Origin of the sequence: Laceyella putida (genome assembly GCF_042665195.1) — a bacterium.
GTDB classification, from domain to species: Bacteria; Bacillota; Bacilli; order Thermoactinomycetales; family Thermoactinomycetaceae; genus Laceyella; species Laceyella putida.
Genome location: NZ_JBHTBW010000087.1, coordinates 60286 through 77831, shown reverse-complemented (window position 1 = coordinate 77831; position 17546 = coordinate 60286). Strand labels below are relative to the sequence as shown.

General features: G+C 42.2%; 27 protein-coding genes. 8 read left to right on the top strand and 19 right to left on the bottom strand.

The window, feature by feature from the left end; genetic code table 11:
* Nucleotides 1-89: 89 nt before the first annotated feature.
* The 4 genes from ACFQNG_RS20810 to ACFQNG_RS20795 all read right to left on the bottom strand — a co-directional run bounded on the left by ACFQNG_RS20810 (nucleotide 90) and on the right by ACFQNG_RS20795 (nucleotide 3082).
* On the bottom strand, nucleotides 90-272 hold the full coding sequence (locus ACFQNG_RS20810) for a helix-turn-helix domain-containing protein (RefSeq protein WP_379867837.1): 183 nt from the start codon (nucleotides 270-272) through the stop codon (nucleotides 90-92).
* A gap of 59 nt (nucleotides 273-331) precedes the next feature.
* Nucleotides 332-646 (bottom strand): YhjD family protein, encoded by a 315-nt coding sequence (locus ACFQNG_RS20805; protein WP_379867836.1) that lies wholly within the window; start codon nucleotides 644-646, stop codon nucleotides 332-334.
* An 88-nt stretch (nucleotides 647-734) separates the two neighbouring features.
* Complete coding sequence (locus ACFQNG_RS20800; protein WP_379867835.1) at nucleotides 735-2141, bottom strand: hypothetical protein; 1407 nt, start codon at nucleotides 2139-2141, stop codon at nucleotides 735-737.
* 65 nt (nucleotides 2142-2206) lie between these two features.
* A complete protein-coding gene (locus ACFQNG_RS20795; protein WP_379867834.1) occupies nucleotides 2207-3082 on the bottom strand; it encodes an ATP-dependent DNA ligase in 876 nt (291 codons plus the stop codon).
* 225 nt (nucleotides 3083-3307) lie between these two features.
* On the opposite strand from ACFQNG_RS20795, the gene ACFQNG_RS20790 reads away from it, so the two are divergent.
* Entirely contained in the window at nucleotides 3308-3478 is a 171-nt protein-coding gene (locus ACFQNG_RS20790; protein ID WP_379867833.1) for a hypothetical protein, read from the top strand.
* Nucleotides 3479-3557: 79 nt separating this feature from the next.
* Nucleotides 3558-4622 (top strand): hypothetical protein, encoded by a 1065-nt coding sequence (locus ACFQNG_RS20785; RefSeq protein ID WP_379867832.1) that lies wholly within the window; start codon nucleotides 3558-3560, stop codon nucleotides 4620-4622.
* A gap of 93 nt (nucleotides 4623-4715) precedes the next feature.
* On the opposite strand, the gene ACFQNG_RS20780 is transcribed toward ACFQNG_RS20785, so the two are convergent.
* Entirely contained in the window at nucleotides 4716-4925 is a 210-nt protein-coding gene (locus ACFQNG_RS20780) for a helix-turn-helix transcriptional regulator (RefSeq protein ID WP_379867831.1), read from the bottom strand.
* 355 nt (nucleotides 4926-5280) lie between these two features.
* On the opposite strand from ACFQNG_RS20780, the gene ACFQNG_RS20775 reads away from it, so the two are divergent.
* Nucleotides 5281-5823, top strand: a complete 543-nt coding sequence (locus ACFQNG_RS20775) for a hypothetical protein (RefSeq protein ID WP_379867830.1) — start codon at nucleotides 5281-5283, stop codon at nucleotides 5821-5823.
* Nucleotides 5824-5872: 49 nt separating this feature from the next.
* Here the strand turns inward: ACFQNG_RS20775 and ACFQNG_RS20770 are convergent, their stop codons facing one another.
* From ACFQNG_RS20770 to ACFQNG_RS20735, 8 genes are all read right to left on the bottom strand, one after another.
* Nucleotides 5873-6040 (bottom strand): AbrB/MazE/SpoVT family DNA-binding domain-containing protein, encoded by a 168-nt coding sequence (locus ACFQNG_RS20770; RefSeq protein WP_379867829.1) that lies wholly within the window; start codon nucleotides 6038-6040, stop codon nucleotides 5873-5875.
* A 71-nt stretch (nucleotides 6041-6111) separates the two neighbouring features.
* Nucleotides 6112-6330, bottom strand: a complete 219-nt coding sequence (locus ACFQNG_RS20765; RefSeq protein ID WP_379867828.1) for a hypothetical protein — start codon at nucleotides 6328-6330, stop codon at nucleotides 6112-6114.
* A gap of 80 nt (nucleotides 6331-6410) precedes the next feature.
* On the bottom strand, nucleotides 6411-6716 hold the full coding sequence (locus ACFQNG_RS20760; RefSeq protein ID WP_379867827.1) for a hypothetical protein: 306 nt from the start codon (nucleotides 6714-6716) through the stop codon (nucleotides 6411-6413).
* A gap of 63 nt (nucleotides 6717-6779) precedes the next feature.
* Entirely contained in the window at nucleotides 6780-6977 is a 198-nt protein-coding gene (locus ACFQNG_RS20755) for a hypothetical protein (RefSeq protein ID WP_379867826.1), read from the bottom strand.
* Between the two features lie 56 nt (nucleotides 6978-7033).
* Nucleotides 7034-7630 (bottom strand): hypothetical protein, encoded by a 597-nt coding sequence (locus ACFQNG_RS20750; protein ID WP_379867825.1) that lies wholly within the window; start codon nucleotides 7628-7630, stop codon nucleotides 7034-7036.
* Nucleotides 7631-7683: 53 nt separating this feature from the next.
* The gene (gene ssb / locus ACFQNG_RS20745; RefSeq protein WP_379867824.1) at nucleotides 7684-8112 is read right to left on the bottom strand and encodes a single-stranded DNA-binding protein; all 429 of its coding nucleotides are present in this window, start codon (nucleotides 8110-8112) and stop codon (nucleotides 7684-7686) included.
* 226 nt (nucleotides 8113-8338) lie between these two features.
* Nucleotides 8339-9199, bottom strand: coding sequence for a hypothetical protein (locus ACFQNG_RS20740; RefSeq protein WP_379867823.1), 861 nt, complete (start codon nucleotides 9197-9199; stop codon nucleotides 8339-8341).
* The gene (locus ACFQNG_RS20735) at nucleotides 9192-9983 is read right to left on the bottom strand and encodes a ParA family protein (RefSeq protein WP_379867822.1); all 792 of its coding nucleotides are present in this window, start codon (nucleotides 9981-9983) and stop codon (nucleotides 9192-9194) included. Before ACFQNG_RS20735 ends, ACFQNG_RS20740 begins: the two co-directional genes overlap by 8 nt.
* Nucleotides 9984-10861: 878 nt before the next feature.
* On the opposite strand from ACFQNG_RS20735, the gene ACFQNG_RS20730 reads away from it, so the two are divergent.
* From ACFQNG_RS20730 to ACFQNG_RS20720, 3 genes are read left to right on the top strand one after another with little or no spacing between them, the layout of a single operon-like run.
* Complete coding sequence (locus ACFQNG_RS20730) at nucleotides 10862-10999, top strand: hypothetical protein (protein WP_379867821.1); 138 nt, start codon at nucleotides 10862-10864, stop codon at nucleotides 10997-10999.
* 49 nt (nucleotides 11000-11048) lie between these two features.
* The gene (locus ACFQNG_RS20725; RefSeq protein WP_379867820.1) at nucleotides 11049-11240 is read left to right on the top strand and encodes a hypothetical protein; all 192 of its coding nucleotides are present in this window, start codon (nucleotides 11049-11051) and stop codon (nucleotides 11238-11240) included.
* Complete coding sequence (locus ACFQNG_RS20720) at nucleotides 11233-11529, top strand: hypothetical protein (protein WP_379867819.1); 297 nt, start codon at nucleotides 11233-11235, stop codon at nucleotides 11527-11529. Before ACFQNG_RS20725 ends, ACFQNG_RS20720 begins: the two co-directional genes overlap by 8 nt.
* 161 nt (nucleotides 11530-11690) lie before the next feature.
* On the opposite strand, the gene ACFQNG_RS20715 is transcribed toward ACFQNG_RS20720, so the two are convergent.
* From ACFQNG_RS20715 to ACFQNG_RS20705, 3 genes are read right to left on the bottom strand one after another with little or no spacing between them, the layout of a single operon-like run.
* The gene (locus ACFQNG_RS20715; protein WP_379867818.1) at nucleotides 11691-11858 is read right to left on the bottom strand and encodes a hypothetical protein; all 168 of its coding nucleotides are present in this window, start codon (nucleotides 11856-11858) and stop codon (nucleotides 11691-11693) included.
* The gene (locus ACFQNG_RS20710) at nucleotides 11858-12652 is read right to left on the bottom strand and encodes an HK97 family phage prohead protease (protein ID WP_379867817.1); all 795 of its coding nucleotides are present in this window, start codon (nucleotides 12650-12652) and stop codon (nucleotides 11858-11860) included. The genes ACFQNG_RS20715 and ACFQNG_RS20710 overlap by 1 nt, the downstream gene beginning before the upstream one ends.
* Before the next feature lie 52 nt (nucleotides 12653-12704).
* Nucleotides 12705-13724 (bottom strand): phage major capsid protein, encoded by a 1020-nt coding sequence (locus ACFQNG_RS20705; RefSeq protein ID WP_379867816.1) that lies wholly within the window; start codon nucleotides 13722-13724, stop codon nucleotides 12705-12707.
* A gap of 222 nt (nucleotides 13725-13946) precedes the next feature.
* Between ACFQNG_RS20705 and ACFQNG_RS20700 the strand changes: the two genes are divergently transcribed.
* Nucleotides 13947-14360, top strand: a complete 414-nt coding sequence (locus ACFQNG_RS20700) for a BC1872 family protein (RefSeq protein ID WP_379867815.1) — start codon at nucleotides 13947-13949, stop codon at nucleotides 14358-14360.
* A gap of 107 nt (nucleotides 14361-14467) precedes the next feature.
* Nucleotides 14468-15334, top strand: a complete 867-nt coding sequence (locus ACFQNG_RS20695) for a YqaJ viral recombinase family nuclease (RefSeq protein ID WP_379867814.1) — start codon at nucleotides 14468-14470, stop codon at nucleotides 15332-15334.
* A 105-nt stretch (nucleotides 15335-15439) separates the two neighbouring features.
* Here the strand turns inward: ACFQNG_RS20695 and ACFQNG_RS20690 are convergent, their stop codons facing one another.
* From ACFQNG_RS20690 to ACFQNG_RS20680, 3 genes are all read right to left on the bottom strand, one after another.
* Nucleotides 15440-15529, bottom strand: coding sequence for a sortase B protein-sorting domain-containing protein (locus ACFQNG_RS20690; protein WP_379867813.1), 90 nt, complete (start codon nucleotides 15527-15529; stop codon nucleotides 15440-15442).
* A 760-nt stretch (nucleotides 15530-16289) separates the two neighbouring features.
* Complete coding sequence (locus ACFQNG_RS20685; RefSeq protein WP_379867812.1) at nucleotides 16290-16820, bottom strand: hypothetical protein; 531 nt, start codon at nucleotides 16818-16820, stop codon at nucleotides 16290-16292.
* A gap of 5 nt (nucleotides 16821-16825) precedes the next feature.
* A complete protein-coding gene (locus tag ACFQNG_RS20680; protein ID WP_379867811.1) occupies nucleotides 16826-17452 on the bottom strand; it encodes a hypothetical protein in 627 nt (208 codons plus the stop codon).
* Nucleotides 17453-17546: the final 94 nt, after the last annotated feature.

Sequence of the window (17546 nt, the reverse complement as noted above, 5' to 3'; positions counted from 1 at the left end):
TTTTCATCAAACATCCTTTCTGGTGAGGGTGTCTGCCCGGGGTGCGTCGCCAACGTTCGCCCTGGGCTTTTCGTATGTCTTAAAAGACATTATTGGGATTCTCGTGGGACATTGGCGTGTTTCTCCAAAAAGGAAGCAAGGTCTTCTTCGCTGACTCGCCATTCTCCAGAAATCTTGAATCCTCTCAACTCCCCTTTTCTCAAGAGGTCGCGGATGGTTGCTTCATCAAATTGTAGACGTTTCGCGATGTCTTCTGTTGTTAAAAGCCTCATACATATACCTCCATACATATACAAACATATACTGACACATTCAAACACATACTGTTATCTTACCACATTTTAAAAAGTTGTACAATTGTCACAAAAGAAAAAAGAGACTTCGATCCATCAGGTCGTGTCTCTTTTCGGATAAATATAAATAGTGCTCTGTCAAACAGGGTTGTTTTCCGGAAGTAGCGGCGTAGCTCGGCCATGTCCTTCAATATTTGATCCGTCATGTGATCGATTTGATCTTCGTATACCTCTGCCATCTTGAGGTGGCCAAGTTGTTTCTTATCTCGGTTCAACGCTTCGAGTAGCACTTCAAGATGGACATATCGTTTGAGTTTGATTTCAAAATCTAGGTGGTCGTCGTCATACAGCATCTTCCATCACCACCATTTATCATAACACGGCCATCACTGATTTCTAATGATTTCGGAACAATCACGTTATAAATTAAATCCTACGAAATCAATAAGTCCAAGAATCGTTTTGATGGTCTTCAATAGAATATAAATACCCTGCTGCTTCACAAGGTTTTTTGCTAAGACATTCAACATAGAGTTTATAATTACCATTCGGAACCAACAATTTCCCATTTTTTGATGCAGATTCATTAATTAGAACCAATTTCCCATTTTCAAATGTATATTCATCAAAATTACCACCTACAATATGTTCTTTTCCTGGAACAATATATTCTTTGTATGTAATAAATTTGTTAGGTTCATACTCATAGAGGATTTTAAACAAAACGTCAAAGTATTCTTCAGAGTTGTATAACTCAAAAGCCATCTTTTCGTTTACTATTTTTAATGGCTCTGATGTTGCTTTAGAGGATTTTGCAAGATCCTTTTCTTCTATGTTTGCAGCATCACGAAATGCATTAAAAATAGTGAAATCAGCATAAGGTGAGAGTAATCCTAAATGCTCACTTTTAAGAACAACATCCTGTTCATTACTTTCTTCAAAGTCGACTTGATTATGAGAAATGTTAAATTTAGGAGCATTATCATTGGATTCTATCTTCACTAATTGGAAATTGTCATAAAGCTTTTTTCCTCCCTCTAGTTCAGCAACTACATAGTAATCTTTATACTTATCAAGCACAACTTTTTTTGACTTAATTTTAACCCCATCTATTTTCTCGATAGTCTCAATAGTAAAATAATCTTCTTGTATTAACTGTACATTAAACCCTATGAAAAAAGCCCCTACATTTAATAAAAGTATAAATAGCATTGTAAAAATTATTCGTGAGGATTTTGATGTTAAATTAACAGCATCACTTAAACTACTGAATTTAACAAATCCTTTAATATCAAAGTAAATTCCTATGATAAAAATTAAAATTGCGGAAATTAGATAAGTCATTATTAACCAAGGATTAAAATCTGGAATAAGAAGAGGTAACTTATTGAGTATAATTATTGTTGGTCCCAATAAGTAACCTAAGTAAATAGATCTATATAAGAGCTTATTTTTACACTTAAAAAGTAGAAATAAAACAAAAATAAAAGAAAAAATAGTGACTGATATATATTTGCCTGGTTCCATTAAACGATCTACAGTAAATTCCATGTAATAATATGGAATATTGTAAAAATACTTAAATCCAAGCTGATAAAAATATGACACCATATACCATACCACGATAAAACCACCAATTAACAACTCCACTCCAATTAACTGCTGCCACCACGTCCAACCCTGGTTCTCTGGCTGATTTCCCTCTTGGTTTTTCTGTGTCTCTTCACTAACCGTACCTTTGTCTAAGTTGATCTTGATTGTAATTTCTTTAGCCTGAATCTCTTTATTCCTTGGCTGAGCCATCATTCTTCTCTTTTGTCTTCTCCTTCTTGCTGCTGGATGAATCATTTCTATCACCCTTTCCTTTTTATATCAGAATACTATGAGCTAGCGAAATAAAAAAGAAACCCTGCTTACGCAGTAGATTCCTTGAAAAGAAATTGCTGAAATACAGGTAAGCGAATGATCCCCCGCTTGGTCAGCCCTCTCGACTTTACTTTCATGGTTATGACCGGCTTTAGGTAAATAAACTCTTTATCCTCCCCCACCTTGAACCTATTCACAATCGACCACACCGCTTTCCTGGCATCGGGTGGTGGTGGAAACTCAATCATCCCTGCTGGACGCACCCATCCCTCTTCCTCTAGGCCGATGAGCCACCCGAACTCCCCTTTCCGAATCGCAGTCAATCGCACATCATGGTATTGGTAGTTGATCACCTTTAGCCAGTCATACGATCGCTTCCCTACTTGATATGTGGAATCAGAGCGCTTTAACACAATGCCCTCCAAGTTCCGCTCGCTGACCAGATCAAAGAAGGCCCGAGCCTGTTTGCCTGGAACCGATCTCACCAAGGATAGATGGGGCTGTTCTTTGATATGTTCTTGCAGAATCGCTTTCCGTTCTTGAAGTGGCAGCGCGGTCACGTCCTGGCCACCGATCATTAAGACATCAAACACGCAGAATTGGACAGGGTCACTCTTCATCAGTGACCGAATCTTATGTTCATTCGTCGTCTGAAACCGGGTTAGGATGGCTTCAAAGTCGGGATGGGACTTCTCGTCTGTGACAATGAGTTCGCCATCCAACACAACACCTGGCGGCAAGTTCAACGTGGCCAACTCAGGGAAACGGTCAATACACGGGGTACCGTGCCGGGTCCAACATTGAATGGTTTCACCCACAGTTGAGAGGATGAGTCTGATGCCATCAAGTTTTAACTCCACTATATGTCTTTCGTCTGAAAAGACGGTATTTGCTTTGTGTAGCAGCATTGGAGATTTGAACATGGTTAATCACCTAACATCATTGTATCAATCACCGGTTGATGGAACATTGGGAATGAGTGGTTAAGCATTGGAATGATCAGTTTTTGGACGCATGATGTGAAAAAGTTTCGCTATCTCAGATGGTTTGTGAAATTTTTGTGATGTCATGTTATCTTGTATACATATTAAGTTATTTTTGATAATATTATATTGTAAGTTAATCAAACTATTGAAAGGAGAATATTAATGAATGAAAAACAATTAGAATCCCTTATTCACCACGTATTGCTCGAGGAAGCAGAAGAACTGCACATTCAATCTTTTGAAGATGCAGGGGTTTTTACTTCCGACAAAGGGTTGGTCATCAACACAAAAGACGAATTAGAATTTCAGATTACTATCGTAAAAACCACTTAACGTTCCCAATTACAAAACGAAAGGCCCTGGATGATCTCGCACATCATCCAAGGCCTTATACAAGTTTGAGGTGATCCCATTGTATCATGAATCAACAGCATTGAAAAGAAGCTGGTTCTCTAGACTCTTTAGCGGATTGGGAAACATCTTCCTCCGTTTATTCAATATTATCTGCTCGCTCATTGTGTCAGCGATGAACATTTATGTCTCCTTTAACCACACATGGACCTTATTTATGTCCGTGGGGCAAGCCGGGAACCTAGCTCTTGCCGCCACGATTGGATGCGAATTAGCCTTTATCCAATCAAGCATAAGCATGGTCGTCGCGAGTATCAAACGGAAGAATCCCGGCTTCTATATCTGGTTTGTTTTCACCATCGGAACCGGACTTGTCATGTGGTCAAACATTTCGGCCACCTTGGAATCGGGTCAATACTGGCTCGTGTGTGTGTTGCTGGGATTGGTTCCTCCCGTCATGATGTGGGGAAGCAAAGGAATTTTATCCTCCGCCATCATGGGAGATAAGGACAGCAAACAAGATGAGGTTAAACGACTCAATGAGATCATCGCCCAGTTGAAAAAAGAACTGACGGAACTCCAAACCGCTTACGAAACGTTGAAAACGAACACGCCCCCGATGGTAGCCAGCGAGAATCGCTCAAACGAACCTCTTTTCGAACAAACCATCAGCCAACCAACTGTAGCGGAACCATCCGAACAAACCGAATCCAAACAAGAACCATCTGAACCCATTGAATCTGAACAGGAACTCGAATCTTCTCCATCCGTTCCCGCCGAGCAGGAAGCGAACCAGCCCATGCCCCCTGAAGAGCAGGACGAAGAAGAAACCGACCAACCCGAATTCAAGCAAGAAGACCTAACGGAATCCAATCAACCGGTAGAAGTCGATGAGCAGGAATCGGGACCATCCGAACAAGAGCAACCCACCTCCATCGAATCCGTCACTCCACAACCCCATCTCTTAACAAAGGAACAGGTCAAAGCAAAAGCGATCGAATACAAAACACATCATCATGAATGGCCGAGCATTAAACACCTTAGAGAAATGACCGGATGCGACCTACGAATTGCTGCGGAAGTACTCAATGAGTTAAAAACCCAACGAAATAAACGATCCGCATAAACACGATAAAGCCCATGATTCTGTGGGCTTTTTTTCATTCTCATTCAAAAAAGAAAACCCCGGCGGTAACCGGGGCGTTTGAAAACAATGTGATCAGTCTTGGTCTTCAAATAAATCATCAATTTTTTCAAGTCCCAACACCTCTACAATCGCAAATAGATAATTGATATTAAAGTTGGTTGTAGAAGTGCAATATCGCGAAATGATGGATTGCGGGATTCCTGTTTCCTGAGAAAGTTTTGACTGGGTCCATTCTCGTTCCTTTAATCGCTGGCTAAGAATACATTTTTTGTTCGGTATCATTGGTTTTCACCTAATCTTTTTTTCGAATATTATATCAGAAAATTATTGCAATCCACTATCCTATATGCGATAATGGATATAGAAAGAAACAAACACGCTCTATTCACAGTAATGTTCACACCACCTCACGTCACAACGAGGAAGGAGGTGGGGAACATGCGCAAAATTCTTTCTCTGTTCATTCGCTTTAACAACAAGAAGTGCAAAATTTGCGGTAGCTCCGACGTTGTTAAAAACGATGCAGGTAATTGGATTTGTCGCGACTGTGATTCTGTTCAGTAATTTGTAGTTTATGGTAAGATAATGGGAAGGTTCTTCGGAGCCTTCCACTTTTTTCTCTCTAGGGGGTTTCGCTATGAACGAAATCATTTCCTTTAAAAACGGGATCAAACCATCTCTTCTGTTAGAAGAAAGTCAACCTGGATTTGACGAGATGCTCAGCTTTCCTCATGTCTCCATCCATCTGTTGGAAGGGGCTCGTCAATGCTTATTCTTTCCAGATGAAAGAGAGAAAATGAATTGGATGCAACGCACAGCTTCATTATCTCACACAACTCCTGCATTCCACAAGGAATTGGGTCTGGTGTTGGGGTATCCTCCCAAAGCCGTTGATTTCTTTGTAAGACGGATCCAGTGTCAGAAGGAAGGCCATTTAGAGGAATTAGAGAGATTGAAGGCAAAACGAGTGGGATTGCACTATGCAGGGATTTCATGTAACGGAAACGTGGATGATTTGATTGAGAATGTTTACTGGCTGTGGGATACATACGAGGTCGATGATGTCTTACATGTTCGCTGGGATACGACATTCTTACCCGTTCCCTATAGAGAGAAAAATGTGTTGAATACGGTATGTGAACAGCTTACGATGCCTTCGGTTGAGGCATTGACTTCATAAACGAGGAGTAAACATAAAGCCACCCCAGAATCATCCAGGGTGGCTCATCTTAATTCCCAACAATCTGTTGGACTTGGTCTTGTTGGATTTTCGAAATCACGATGTTTCCATCCTTCATATACACCCACACTTTTTCTCCTACTTCGATATTCAGCGCCTCTCTGTACGCCTTTGGAATCAACACATTGCCGAATCCCGTCACTTTTCTGATTTCCATAGGGTTTCATCCTCCTCATGATTGTGGTATACTGGTTAACGTGAAATCCTTTCAAGTTGGTTAACTTACCCTTAAAGGGCCTGCCTTCGTGGCGGGCTCTTTTTGGTTACACCATCCACTCCGATGTACATAACCCCTTGCTCCATCTTGTCCCGGATCCATTTCCACACTAACGCATCCGGCTCATCGGTCAATCTGTCAAAGATCACCCATTTCACTACGTCATCATAGCTGGCCACCCCCCTGCGGTACATTTCTAACAAGACTTCCACGTCGCAAATTTCTTTCATTTGGAATCCTCCTTGATATGAGCCTCTTTTTTGGCGTCAATTTGTATATAGATTGCTGGCTGTTTGGTGCGCAGATGGGGCTAACGAACTAGCCCCAATACATAGTCGGTCGATTCTCTCCACCAATCATTCACTTCATTTGATCTTGCCATTTTGAGAAGATTGGCCAACTGTTCTTCCAGCGTATTGACGAACTCGGGAACGGGGTCCCATTCCCGGATATCTGGTAGATACTGATACCGGTAAAATTCACCGTCATCGTTCATGACGGGGATGGTATATAACTCCTGATCCTCCCCATATACAGGGACTTCCCCCCGATCTGGATGAGTAACCACTCCGTAAAAAGGGAGTTCAGTGATTGGACAACGCTTTGGATAGTTCATCGTAATCCCTCCTTGTGTTATTGGACGCAATCTGTGAAGTTATCAGGGAGACCGAAGTCCCCCTTATGCAATATGGGCTTGACCAAGAAACTTTACTTTTACATCATCCACGTAATAGCCCTCATGATCTTTAAGAGAAGCAAGACCATTTGCTACATGTTTTGCTTGCGCCTCGGTTTCGGCAATGATGAATTCCTCAATATCATCACGATCATGGGTTCCAACATGAGTTATTTTCATTGTGGCTTTCCAGACATTCATGAAGTGACTCTCCTTATGTTAGGATAAAGTCCCCCGGGTACCGAGGAACCCATACGTTATTCAATTCCATTTAGAAAACCTTGCATGAATTCTGAATACGTATCCAACAAATCGAATCGAATCAGGTATTTATCCCACTTGCTATTCTCTCCGGCTGATATTGTCATGATTCGGGCATGAAGGCTTGGAATCACAAATATCTTTTCGATTTCTTCCTTTTCGTTAAGACCGATGCATAAGTAAAAATCACTGGTTGGGAATCTTTTTTCTAATCTGAACGTATGGATACGCCATTTCCCTTCTTGAAACCATACTTTTCCTACTTTTACATCCACTTTGACAACGCCTTTTACCATTAAGTCGTAGGGATGTTTGGTGGTCATCCGTTCAACTTCGTATCCCTTGTCTTTTAATAGATTGGTGGCAATTTCTTCATAACGTTTTCCTGTTCGAGTATCGCAGGATTTTAAAGTTAATCCTTGTTTTTCTGCCCATCCAGCATATCCATAGGTTCTGCTAATACGACAATGCAAATCATTTCTTCCAATCCCCTGAAGTTCAGGGCCAGTAGGCATACGGTCAATTCCTAGAATCTCCATAGACTTCTTTATTTCTTGTTCTACCATTTCATCTGTCCAAAATTTTCTTGCCATGATGTTCACTCCTTGGTGGGATACCCCTCTTATGAAAGAGGGGCATATTTACTTCAAAAAGGCAGATCTTCATCCTTGATATCAATCGGAACATCATCAGCGAACGGATCATCTATTGATTTGCGACCTCCACCAGCGTTTCCGCCGCTCCGTTCACCTGAACCTTTCGTATCCAAGAAACGGACATCTTCCGCCACCACATCGGTGGTATAGACGGTACGCCCCTCTTGGTTTTCATATTTACCCGTCTGCAAACGGCCATCGACTCCAACCAAAGAGCCTTTGCTCAGATAATTGGCGCAATTCTCGGCCAGCCCACGCCATGCAACAATGTTGAGGAAATCCGCTTCCCTTTCCCCTTGCGCGTTCGTATAGTTCCGGTTGACTGCAATGGAGAAGCGCGCAATGGCTACTCCGCTTGGGGTGTAACGCAACTCTGGATCACGGGTAAGGCGACCTACTAAAATCACTCGGTTCAGCATTTTGCAATCTCTCCTTGTTTCCTTTAGGAAATGATTTATTTGTTATTTCTAAAATGATTATAACATAGTTAATCTTAATTTGTAAATGAAAAAGTGCAAAGAAATTATTTTTTATAACCCTGTTTCTTACACAAAAAAAGCTACCCGCTAAGGTAGCTTTTGAGGAGAGATCATTCCATTGTTCCCCATTGATTTTTTGTTGTACTTGTTTCAAAATAATGACGAGTTACTTTTTCCGTTTCTTTTTCAGCTTTTTCTCTTTGACCTCTCGGATGAGAAATTCCACTTGTTTGATCGTCCCTTTAACGATCTGATCCTGCAAAAATCCAATTTTCTTCGTTGTATAGTAGGGCTCTAACTCTTTCAGCTTCTGATATACTGGCATCGGAATCGGAACCGGAATGTTATGCGTGATCTCCGTTTTTGTCCGCCATTCCAGTTCGTCTTTGTATTCTTCCAATGCTCGTCTAAACGCTGCTAGTTCTTTTTCAAGATCATCTTTCTCACGGCCATGAGGGAGGTGATCTTTTTGTTTTGCTTGAGGTTGCGCCTTAAGTGGTTCCTCATATTGTTCTTCTGGCTCTTTGAGTGGATCAACAGCATCCACTTCAGCTTCTATATCTTCTGCCGGGTCACGCAGCCACTCATCTGGTCTTTCTTCCTTGGTCGGTTCTTGAGGCTCCGGATCGACGTAATCCTTTGGGTCTAACGGTGGTTCCGGATTTGCTAACGTCTGAACAGGTGTATTAGATGGTTTCTTATGTGTGTCTTGTTCCCGCGGTAGAACTTGAGCAACAGGATTTGGTGGCGTGTCTCCTTTAGCCTGTTGTCCTTGTTGCTGTTTATCACCCTGTTGATTATCTTCGGCTGGTACAGTAGTTCCTGCTGGTTCCGTTGGTTGCTTAGGCAGTTGTTCCTGTTGCTTAGTTTGTTGTGGTACTTGTGCTGCTGTAGGTTCTGGATTAGTTGCTTGCTTAGGTGGTTGTTTCTGTTGCTGACCCTTTGCTTCCTCGTTCTTTTTCTCCTCTTTCTTCGTTTTGTCTTCCATTGGGAAAAGCGGAGCTATCTTTTTCGACCCTCTAGCCATCTTCTCTTAACACCTCTTCTAGCAAATCATAGTAATACTTTGCGTGAATTCCATTTGGATCTGCCCAAGTCATTGGCATGCGTGCAGATGCAATGAATTCAGGATATTTCACTGAATCCGGAATTTTCGTGTTCATCACCCGAATCCCCTTTAATTGACAATAAGCATCGACTTGAACCATGACACCACGGTGCAAAATCGTCTTAGGCTTCACTTTCATTGGAATGACGCCTTTGACTTTCGGCGATGTATTGTATTGTTCCTTGTAGATCTCGATTTTCTCCAAAAGTTGAATCAACCCCGAGGCGTTATAGGCATCTGGTTCGAAAGGTATGTAAATTTCATCGGCTACCATCATCACCGATGCCGCAATGATCTTTAGTTCAGGCGGGCTATCAATGAAAATGTAATCATATTGGTCGATAATTGGGTCCAATGCTTTTTTCAAGGTCAACAGATATTCCCGAAGGTCCGCAACGCCTGGCAGTGTATCCAATTCATAATAGTTCATATCATCATTCGCGGGTAACAGATCAAGGTTGTCGCTTAACTGGATAATCGCTTCTTTTACCGGCAACCTTCCTACCAATACATCATAGATGGTATTCTCAAGCTCTCGTGGCTCATGGCCAAAGGACAACGCCTGGTTCCCTTGTCCATCCATATCGAGGATGAGGACCTTTTTTTCGGGATACTTTTTAGAGAGTGCTGCAGCTAAGTTACAAGTTACGGTTGTCTTGCCAACGCCGCCTTTGTTTTGAATGATTGCAATTGTTTTAGCCATTTCATTTCCCTCCCTATATAGTATTTCTCACAACATAATATATCACAATAAAGATGATAATTTTGATCATATCTATCATTGTATAAAAAATGGTAATAAATAGAATATGGAAAATCACATGTTATATGCAGTCTCATTGGCTATTGAATACTGAATAAGTTGTTACATGACATAACATATGGGATATTCTATGAAATCATATATGACAATTGATGAATTCATTTAGATTAAATAGCATTGTTCCTCTAACTTTTCACATCGTATAAAATCTCCCCTTTTATCTTAGATCCCATTCTATAAATAAAATCATCTTAACTATTATATTTCATCTACTTGGTCGAATTATATTACGTATGAGAGTGCATATCATATAAGAATTCATTCTATGTATGATCCTCCATATTAACTTCTATATCATAGGAGAAAAAATATCTATATGCACATTCGACTTCATTTGATATATAACATCAGATAATATAACTGATATTGTATCTAATATAATATGACTTATGAGTATCACAATGAATTTAGATATTTAAACTCATATGAGTTTGAATATGAGTTTTTTGTACAGATGAGTCGAAACGGGATCATCAATTTATTCATTTTTTCATTTACATATTAATATATAAATGATATAATTGATTTATATTTAACATAGGAGGCAGACATATGAGGAAAAAAACATATAGGTACCGCAACCATTGACTGGCGATTTCAAGCGGAAAAACCAGCTAGTTATTTGACTGAAAGAGACATCATTTTTATCGATGGAAAACCCTATCCGATCTTATCCATTTTTAAATATGCGGGAAAACGCGCATTCCGCACTCAGTGGGGAATCGTGATGGAAGATGAACTGGGGGAGTGAAGACAGGATGGAAAAAACAATCGACCTGAAAACAGTCAAACTGATTGTCGAAGTCGTTCTTTTGAGAAAATTTGATGATGTAGATCAAGAGACGATAGATGAGATTATGAGCGAGATCGAAAACCGATTTTCACAATTTGGATAAGCGGATCCGTCCGCTTTCTTTTTTTAAAGGAAATGGAGAGGTGGAATGGATGAATTCATTAATTTATATCAAAGCGACCCGGATATACAAGGGAAGAGAATGCATCGAGTATCACACCGAATTTATCAATCGGAAGGAAGCCGAAGAGTATCGAAAAAGGTTGGAAAAGGAAAACCCAGGAGTGTATCTGTCATTCGACTTTAAGAAAACGAAAAAAGAATGGAAGTGGAGAAATGGGTAAACCACATTGGAAGGATTTACTATCTTGTGAGACGTGGGACTTCACAAAAGAACAAGCCGAACGGCTGCCAGACAATGAAGACTTGGCGGAAATGTCCACGCAGGAGATCATCGAGTACCTTTGCTTAGTAAAGGACTTTGAGGAAGCACAGGACGATTATCAAGTCCAGAATACGATTTCTATTTCCATCCACGCGGCTCTATTAGAGCTGAAATATAGAATCGTTCCCCTATCCCTTCCCAGGGAAGGAAATGGAAATTGGGCAGATATCACGAATATGATAAAATGATTCTGCCGCAAGGCAAATAAATCTTGCGAGCATATGTTGTCTTAGCCCTGGAGGTTCGCGGCTCCAGGGCTTTCATTATGGCCATCTGACAGGCGGGCCTTGGGCGCCAATCTATCGAAGCTATTGAAAATAGCGGGGCAATGATCGCCCCGCTTTTCCCTTTATTCCTTCTTCTCGCTTTTCACTTCGACTGCCACATTGGCCCCTTTCACTTGTGCCGACTCGCACCAACGGGATGCTCGGTAGGCAATGCCACGGGCGAACGTCTTCGCATCAAAGGCAGGATGAATACGGCCAGTCATCTCTACTTCAAACACGATCTTCCCCATCATCGAACCTCCTTCCAGTCAAACGGCGTGTTGACCATCACTGTCACGCCTGCACGATCGCTATAATCTCTTAGCCGCTGCATGGTTTGCTCTGCCGTTTGGGCATCCGGCACCTCCATGTGAAACTCGTACTGCTTGAATCCGGGAGCGTCTGCGCCGAACCAATACCCCAGGAATTGTGGAGTCCGGGCCCCCTCCACTTTCACATGAAAGGGAATCGGTCCCGATGGCATCCGTGTTTCCTCTTCGCGAAATGCCGACTTTGCCTGCAACTTCGTAAGTTCCTTTGTTTCGTACTCGGGAAACAGGCTTTTGTGCTCCAAGGATTTCTGCATGGATCCCGACAAGGTAAAGGATGCCCATGGATTGGCGGGGTGCTTGACTACACTGATTTCCACCAAGTCCACTTGATGAATCAGATTCACGTTCCCCATCGGTTTCCGGTGGAAGTATCCGCCGATGGAAAAGGAACGCAATTCTCCGGATAGAATACGATCTCGGACTTCTTTCACTGCTTGTTGTTTCGCTTCAGGAACTTGAGTTACAACATACAGACCCTTTTTATCGATATGCGCCTCATGCACGCTGCCAATAGGAATACGCTGATCGTGGAAGGCAAGAACCACGGGGACATGCATATATCGCTCGATGGTTTCATCAAAGGCCCGCTCATCAATCACATCCCCATGTAAGTCCACGTTGCCAAACGTGGCCGCATACCCTTCCAACTGCAATACACCATTCTCCAGCGACTTCACCTCAAACTCCGTGATCACTTCAAACGGATAACGCATCGTTCTCCTCCTTTCTCAAAAAAGAAGCCAGGGCGAGAGCCCCAGCCCTTGATTAAGCCAATGTGGCGTTTGCTTTCACGATGCCTTTGCCTGCATAAGGATAAGCGATAGCCGAGCGTACCGTCGCTTCGATTTTGTTTTGGTCCCCATCGATTGGGATTACCCGAATGGTCAGCTGGCGGCGTTGGCCAATCAAGATAGAGGAACGATTCGCGATCACAATCGGATAGGTAAAGTTCGGACTGGTTCCCCCTTTCGGCAGAGCTCCAATCGCCGCTACTCCCATGCCGTAAAGTTTGTTAAGTTCACCCGTGACGATGGTAGCGTTCGGACCATATTGGTCAATCGTGCGGACATGACCTGATTTCAACAGCTTGAAGTATACGCTTGGATTCAGGTACAATACCATGTTTTGTGGATCCAAATTATACGGAAAATCCATCGTCGCCAACAAATCCACAATCTCATCCGCCGCGGTGGTTTCAGAAATGGATCCAATCGCACTGGTTTGATCTGTCGCTTTGGCCAACACCCCATCTGCTTCGGTGAAGAAGCGTTTTTCTTCTTCCAGGGCTATGGCTTCTCCGATCGCTTGTTTCAACAGGGCCATCGTTTGCGGCACACTGTCTTCCTCAAACTCCGTGGAGACTTTGGTGGAAACCATCAGTTTTTTGTGAACAAACTTGATTCGTCCTTGTGGCACCGTTTGATCGGTACCCGGGGCGCCTTCGGCCACGTTGTAATCGACCGTAAAATCTTGCAAATTCACCGGCAATTCATATGGGTCAGATGGCGTATTGATCACCTGATGGAAAGCGCGCATCCGGGATTTTTGCCGCACGATATCGATGATTTGGCCACCCAGGCTTTCCGGCTGCCATCCATCAGTGGTGGTTTGCATGGCTTTTCCTTCTAGATCGGTTGCAGGAATTTCTTCAGTAAACGATTTCCCGTTAAAAATGGCATCGGCCAGTCGTTCATCTGCATCAGAAAGCTTACGAAACGCGCCACGGTTTACGTTAGGCGCAAAAAAGCTACGAGTTGTTCCTCCGCCAAATTGATACGTAGACATAAAAACATCACCTTTAGATTCAAACGTACAGGCTTCCTCACATCCGTAGATGGGGAATGTCTACGCGGCGGCTACTCGTAGCCTTCGAATGATTTACCGCACATATGATTGTCCTTTTATGATAGATCAATAGAATGGGAAAAGAAAGTGAAAAAACTTCACAGGTGGGTTTGGATTCGATATGCTATAGAAAAATGAGAGAATAACGGGGAGAGAGAATGGATGCATCCAAAACAAGCGGAAGCGATCAAGCGGAGAAAGATGGAAGAGCGGATCGCGGATGAAGTCATGGGCCTGTTTGTGGTAAAGGAAGGCTGTCCAGAAACCGTTCTCCCAGGAATGGTCTTGACGACGGGCGTATGGAAAAGATATTTTCTCGCGAATTTAAAAAACGTGAATCCACGGTTACTGGAATCCCTCCGCCTAAAACGATATAGCGTGTCGCCAGACGCCGCATGGGAAGTGGTTGAGCGCATGAAGTCCCTGGGGTTTGCCTATCAAATCGAAAGCAAAGAGGAAAAAGTCACCGTACGGTTTATAAAAGGCGATGAGGTGTATGAGGCAACCAGTGAAGGCATGCCCAAGTCCGTGTGCATGGCAGCCCTGGAAGCCATCAGCGGATATAAATACGAATGAAGAAGAGTCCACCTGAGGGTGGATTTTTATTTTATATATGCACCTTATCTTTTACATATCCATTTTATATGATAAAATTAAAATATAACATGAAAGGAGGATGTGTCTTGAAAAAAGGTTTAGGTTGTCATGACGCCATCGCGATATTGAATCTTTCATCCACCCGTTCACGAATGGAAGTTTACTTAAACAAAACGCTGGGGGAAAAACAAGAAGAAAAGGAGACGCTGTACGACATCTTAAAAATACCGATTCTACAGAAGTTTTCGGAACAGTTCGGTTACCCCGTCGAAATCAAGGATGAGGTCTGCACGCATCCCACAATTCCTTATCTCATTGGCAACACATTGGGGACGGTAATGGTGAATGAGAAAAAGGGACTGATCCGCTTGACACTGGTTGACCCCGGGCAACTGCGTGAGTGGCGGAATGAGGGGGTTCCGATTGCCGAAAACCTGAAGATGCAACACAACCTCAATTGTTTCGGTTTTTCCTTCGGTTACATCGTGATGATGATTGGCAATCAAAAAGTGGATTATCGCCGGATTGATCGAGATGAAGAGCTGATTCGTATTTTAGAGAAAGAATGCCAGGCGTTCTGGGAGTATATTGAGCGCAGAGAAATCCCGCCAATGGATGGGAGCAAGGCCTCCGAACGATTTCTCAGGGAGCATTTTTCAGAGACCATCGAAAGTGAAATTAGCCTTCCTTCCGAAGCGCTCACACTGATTGAGGAGTATTACCAGGCGAAGGAAGCAATGAACATGCATGAGGAGGAAGTCAAACGCATCCAGAACCAACTCAAATATTGGTTGGGACAAAATGAGCGGGGCTATGTGGGAAGGTACGGAGTCACATGGAAAACCGTTCGCACCACACGCTTCGATATGAACGCATTAGAAAGGGACCATCCAGAACTGATTGAGAAATACAAAAAAGAATCGACGTATCGCCGATTCTCCATTCAAAAGTAAAAAAGGGGTAGGAGACGGCACTCTCCTGAGCCCATGATAACACAATGGGAGGGTTATTGGACGCAGACAGTGACATTTCTGTTAGGGCGTCTAATAGCCCTCTTATCATTTATGTTCACTTTTTCGTTTACAAATTAATATAAAAAATGATATAATCAATATAAATAGAAATAATCCTAAGGGAGAGATTATCATGTTTCACCTCTTGCGAGAAGTAAACAAAATCGATCAAGAGACTATAAAAAAATTGCCATGTGATCAATTGGATCAATTTACGCATCAGGAAATACTAGAATATCACCGTTGGCTCCGGCTCTGGAGTCGTCACATAAAAGAGCCGGAACTAAAGAGACAACTCAAACATCTAGAGATCATCGTAAACACACATATCCACTATCGCATGATGAAAATGGCTCAACAGTTAGAGTATTGGAAACAAAAGTCCGAAAATATGCGGTTCTAAGGGAGGGAGAAATCCTCCCCGGTCTTATCACACTAGTCCTGCTTAAGACATGTCTCAAAAAGGTGTTCTGTTTCCTTTGAAAGGTAAGATAGGGAGAATAAGAACAAAATAAAAACCCTCCGTTGAGGGCTCTTACACATGTTATTTTACAAAGTATGGCCAAAACACGTATATGGACCAGACCGTGGAGATCAACAAGTAGATAATCGCTCCAATCAGAACAGGACTCAATCGAAGGCGAGTGGAGTTATTCTCCATTCTGATCCCAGTCGTTGCAGTTATTCGGGCGTCTGTCCAACTGCTTGAGGTACCTCCAGCGGTATTAAAATAAACAAAGAGAGAGATAAAGAATACTCCGACAAAAAAAGTAGTTTCGGTCACTGAGACTTCGAACACCTTTGCACAAAGGTAACTTATGACGAACTCTAATGAAAGGGTAACAAGGATAAAAAATATATTTTTTACTTTCACCATTCCCACCCCTAGGCTGTGTTAATCCTCTTCTGGTAGTACGACGTTTTCATTTGAAATAATCTGCTTTAAATAATCCCGCCAATCCCAATCAGGACCCACATACTCATCACCTAATCCATTATCAGAACCAGTTAATCGTTGCGACTTCCAATCAAGATTCATCGTAAAGTTTTTAGCTATAGAGGATGCATGTAATTTCTTTATCATCCATGCCAATTGCTCTGAATTCCAATGTTCTCGTTTTAGGGGAAAATACAGGCCATCAAACCTTACTTCAAATCGCTTAATGTAATCCGAATTTTTACCATCAACCTGGTATGGAAAGATGTCCAACTGAAATCCATGATGAAGAATCAGTTCAGTCATTTCCTCTGGTGTGAGTTGCTTTCCGATCTCCCTTACTCTTCTGTGATAAGCAAAAATTTGCTCATCGTTTGCTATTTCTTCTTCGCTTACTTCATCACATTCATCGGGAAATGAATACATGATCTCATGCAACCGATTAATATCATTTCGCAGGAAGATCGCTTCTTTTACAATGTCTCTCATGATGTTCACTCACCATTACTCTTTCTTTTCAGTTCTCTTTCATGAAATTCAATACAACGTTCTAAATCAAAATACAAATCATTTAGCTGATCATATATTGCCTCTTCCCGACTTTCAGGATCATCGACGGTATATTTCCCACTATAAAAGAACGCATCAAACCCATTCAAACACACTAAGTGGGTACTTACGTAACCTTCTGATGGAATTTCTCTTACTCGAATGTACTTAAGATAATCTCGGAAGCGGTAAGGATTATATCCACTATACTCGGCCGTATCTTCAAGATCGGGTTCTAACCATTCTTCGAACCGATGAGGAGTAATATGATATACATATGTGATTGGAGATTTATCATTCGGATCTCGCTTCAACGGGTCAGTGACTGCATTCATTTCCTTGAGATGAGATTTAATCTGTGGATGCATTTTAAATTTATCTCCTTTTTCCTCGTATACTCCCATTCTTTTATATTCATCCCGCTCACAATATGCTGGATAGGAACTTATAAACAAACTTATTTGTACGTCTAACCATTTATATTCGTCGAGAGTCTCAGACCCGTTTATAAACGGGTCTTCTTTTTTTGCGGGGGCCGTCTGTTGCACGCCGACCAGAGCCAGCCGCGGCACAGCCGGGCCCCGCGCCGAAACCTTTCTATCTTTCTCTCAGACTATACGTTTTTTCTTATATGTAACCTCTCTCCCTACCCATCCTATTCTTTCT

Excerpts from the sequence above, each read along its gene's own strand:
- ACFQNG_RS20810 (WP_379867837.1), bottom strand. The coding sequence starts at position 272 with ATGAGGCTTTTAACAACAGAAGACATCGCGAAACGTCTACAATTTGAT.
- ACFQNG_RS20805 (WP_379867836.1), bottom strand. The coding sequence starts at position 646 with ATGCTGTATGACGACGACCACCTAGATTTTGAAATCAAACTCAAACGA.
- ACFQNG_RS20800 (WP_379867835.1), bottom strand. The coding sequence starts at position 2,141 with ATGATTCATCCAGCAGCAAGAAGGAGAAGACAAAAGAGAAGAATGATG.
- ACFQNG_RS20795 (WP_379867834.1), bottom strand. The coding sequence starts at position 3,082 with ATGTTCAAATCTCCAATGCTGCTACACAAAGCAAATACCGTCTTTTCA.
- ACFQNG_RS20790 (WP_379867833.1), top strand. The coding sequence starts at position 3,308 with ATGAATGAAAAACAATTAGAATCCCTTATTCACCACGTATTGCTCGAG.
- ACFQNG_RS20780 (WP_379867831.1), bottom strand. The coding sequence starts at position 4,925 with ATGATACCGAACAAAAAATGTATTCTTAGCCAGCGATTAAAGGAACGA.
- ACFQNG_RS20775 (WP_379867830.1), top strand. The coding sequence starts at position 5,281 with ATGAACGAAATCATTTCCTTTAAAAACGGGATCAAACCATCTCTTCTG.
- ACFQNG_RS20770 (WP_379867829.1), bottom strand. The coding sequence starts at position 6,040 with ATGGAAATCAGAAAAGTGACGGGATTCGGCAATGTGTTGATTCCAAAG.
- ACFQNG_RS20765 (WP_379867828.1), bottom strand. The coding sequence starts at position 6,330 with ATGAAAGAAATTTGCGACGTGGAAGTCTTGTTAGAAATGTACCGCAGG.
- ACFQNG_RS20760 (WP_379867827.1), bottom strand. The coding sequence starts at position 6,716 with ATGAACTATCCAAAGCGTTGTCCAATCACTGAACTCCCTTTTTACGGA.
- ACFQNG_RS20755 (WP_379867826.1), bottom strand. The coding sequence starts at position 6,977 with ATGAATGTCTGGAAAGCCACAATGAAAATAACTCATGTTGGAACCCAT.
- ACFQNG_RS20750 (WP_379867825.1), bottom strand. The coding sequence starts at position 7,630 with ATGGCAAGAAAATTTTGGACAGATGAAATGGTAGAACAAGAAATAAAG.
- ssb (WP_379867824.1), bottom strand. The coding sequence starts at position 8,112 with ATGCTGAACCGAGTGATTTTAGTAGGTCGCCTTACCCGTGATCCAGAG.
- ACFQNG_RS20740 (WP_379867823.1), bottom strand. The coding sequence starts at position 9,199 with ATGGCTAGAGGGTCGAAAAAGATAGCTCCGCTTTTCCCAATGGAAGAC.
- ACFQNG_RS20735 (WP_379867822.1), bottom strand. The coding sequence starts at position 9,983 with ATGGCTAAAACAATTGCAATCATTCAAAACAAAGGCGGCGTTGGCAAG.
- ACFQNG_RS20730 (WP_379867821.1), top strand. The coding sequence starts at position 10,862 with ATGGAAAAAACAATCGACCTGAAAACAGTCAAACTGATTGTCGAAGTC.
- ACFQNG_RS20725 (WP_379867820.1), top strand. The coding sequence starts at position 11,049 with ATGAATTCATTAATTTATATCAAAGCGACCCGGATATACAAGGGAAGA.
- ACFQNG_RS20720 (WP_379867819.1), top strand. The coding sequence starts at position 11,233 with ATGGGTAAACCACATTGGAAGGATTTACTATCTTGTGAGACGTGGGAC.
- ACFQNG_RS20715 (WP_379867818.1), bottom strand. The coding sequence starts at position 11,858 with ATGGGGAAGATCGTGTTTGAAGTAGAGATGACTGGCCGTATTCATCCT.
- ACFQNG_RS20710 (WP_379867817.1), bottom strand. The coding sequence starts at position 12,652 with ATGCGTTATCCGTTTGAAGTGATCACGGAGTTTGAGGTGAAGTCGCTG.
- ACFQNG_RS20705 (WP_379867816.1), bottom strand. The coding sequence starts at position 13,724 with ATGTCTACGTATCAATTTGGCGGAGGAACAACTCGTAGCTTTTTTGCG.
- ACFQNG_RS20700 (WP_379867815.1), top strand. The coding sequence starts at position 13,947 with ATGCATCCAAAACAAGCGGAAGCGATCAAGCGGAGAAAGATGGAAGAG.
- ACFQNG_RS20690 (WP_379867813.1), bottom strand. The coding sequence starts at position 15,529 with ATGATAATCTCTCCCTTAGGATTATTTCTATTTATATTGATTATATCA.
- ACFQNG_RS20685 (WP_379867812.1), bottom strand. The coding sequence starts at position 16,820 with ATGAGAGACATTGTAAAAGAAGCGATCTTCCTGCGAAATGATATTAAT.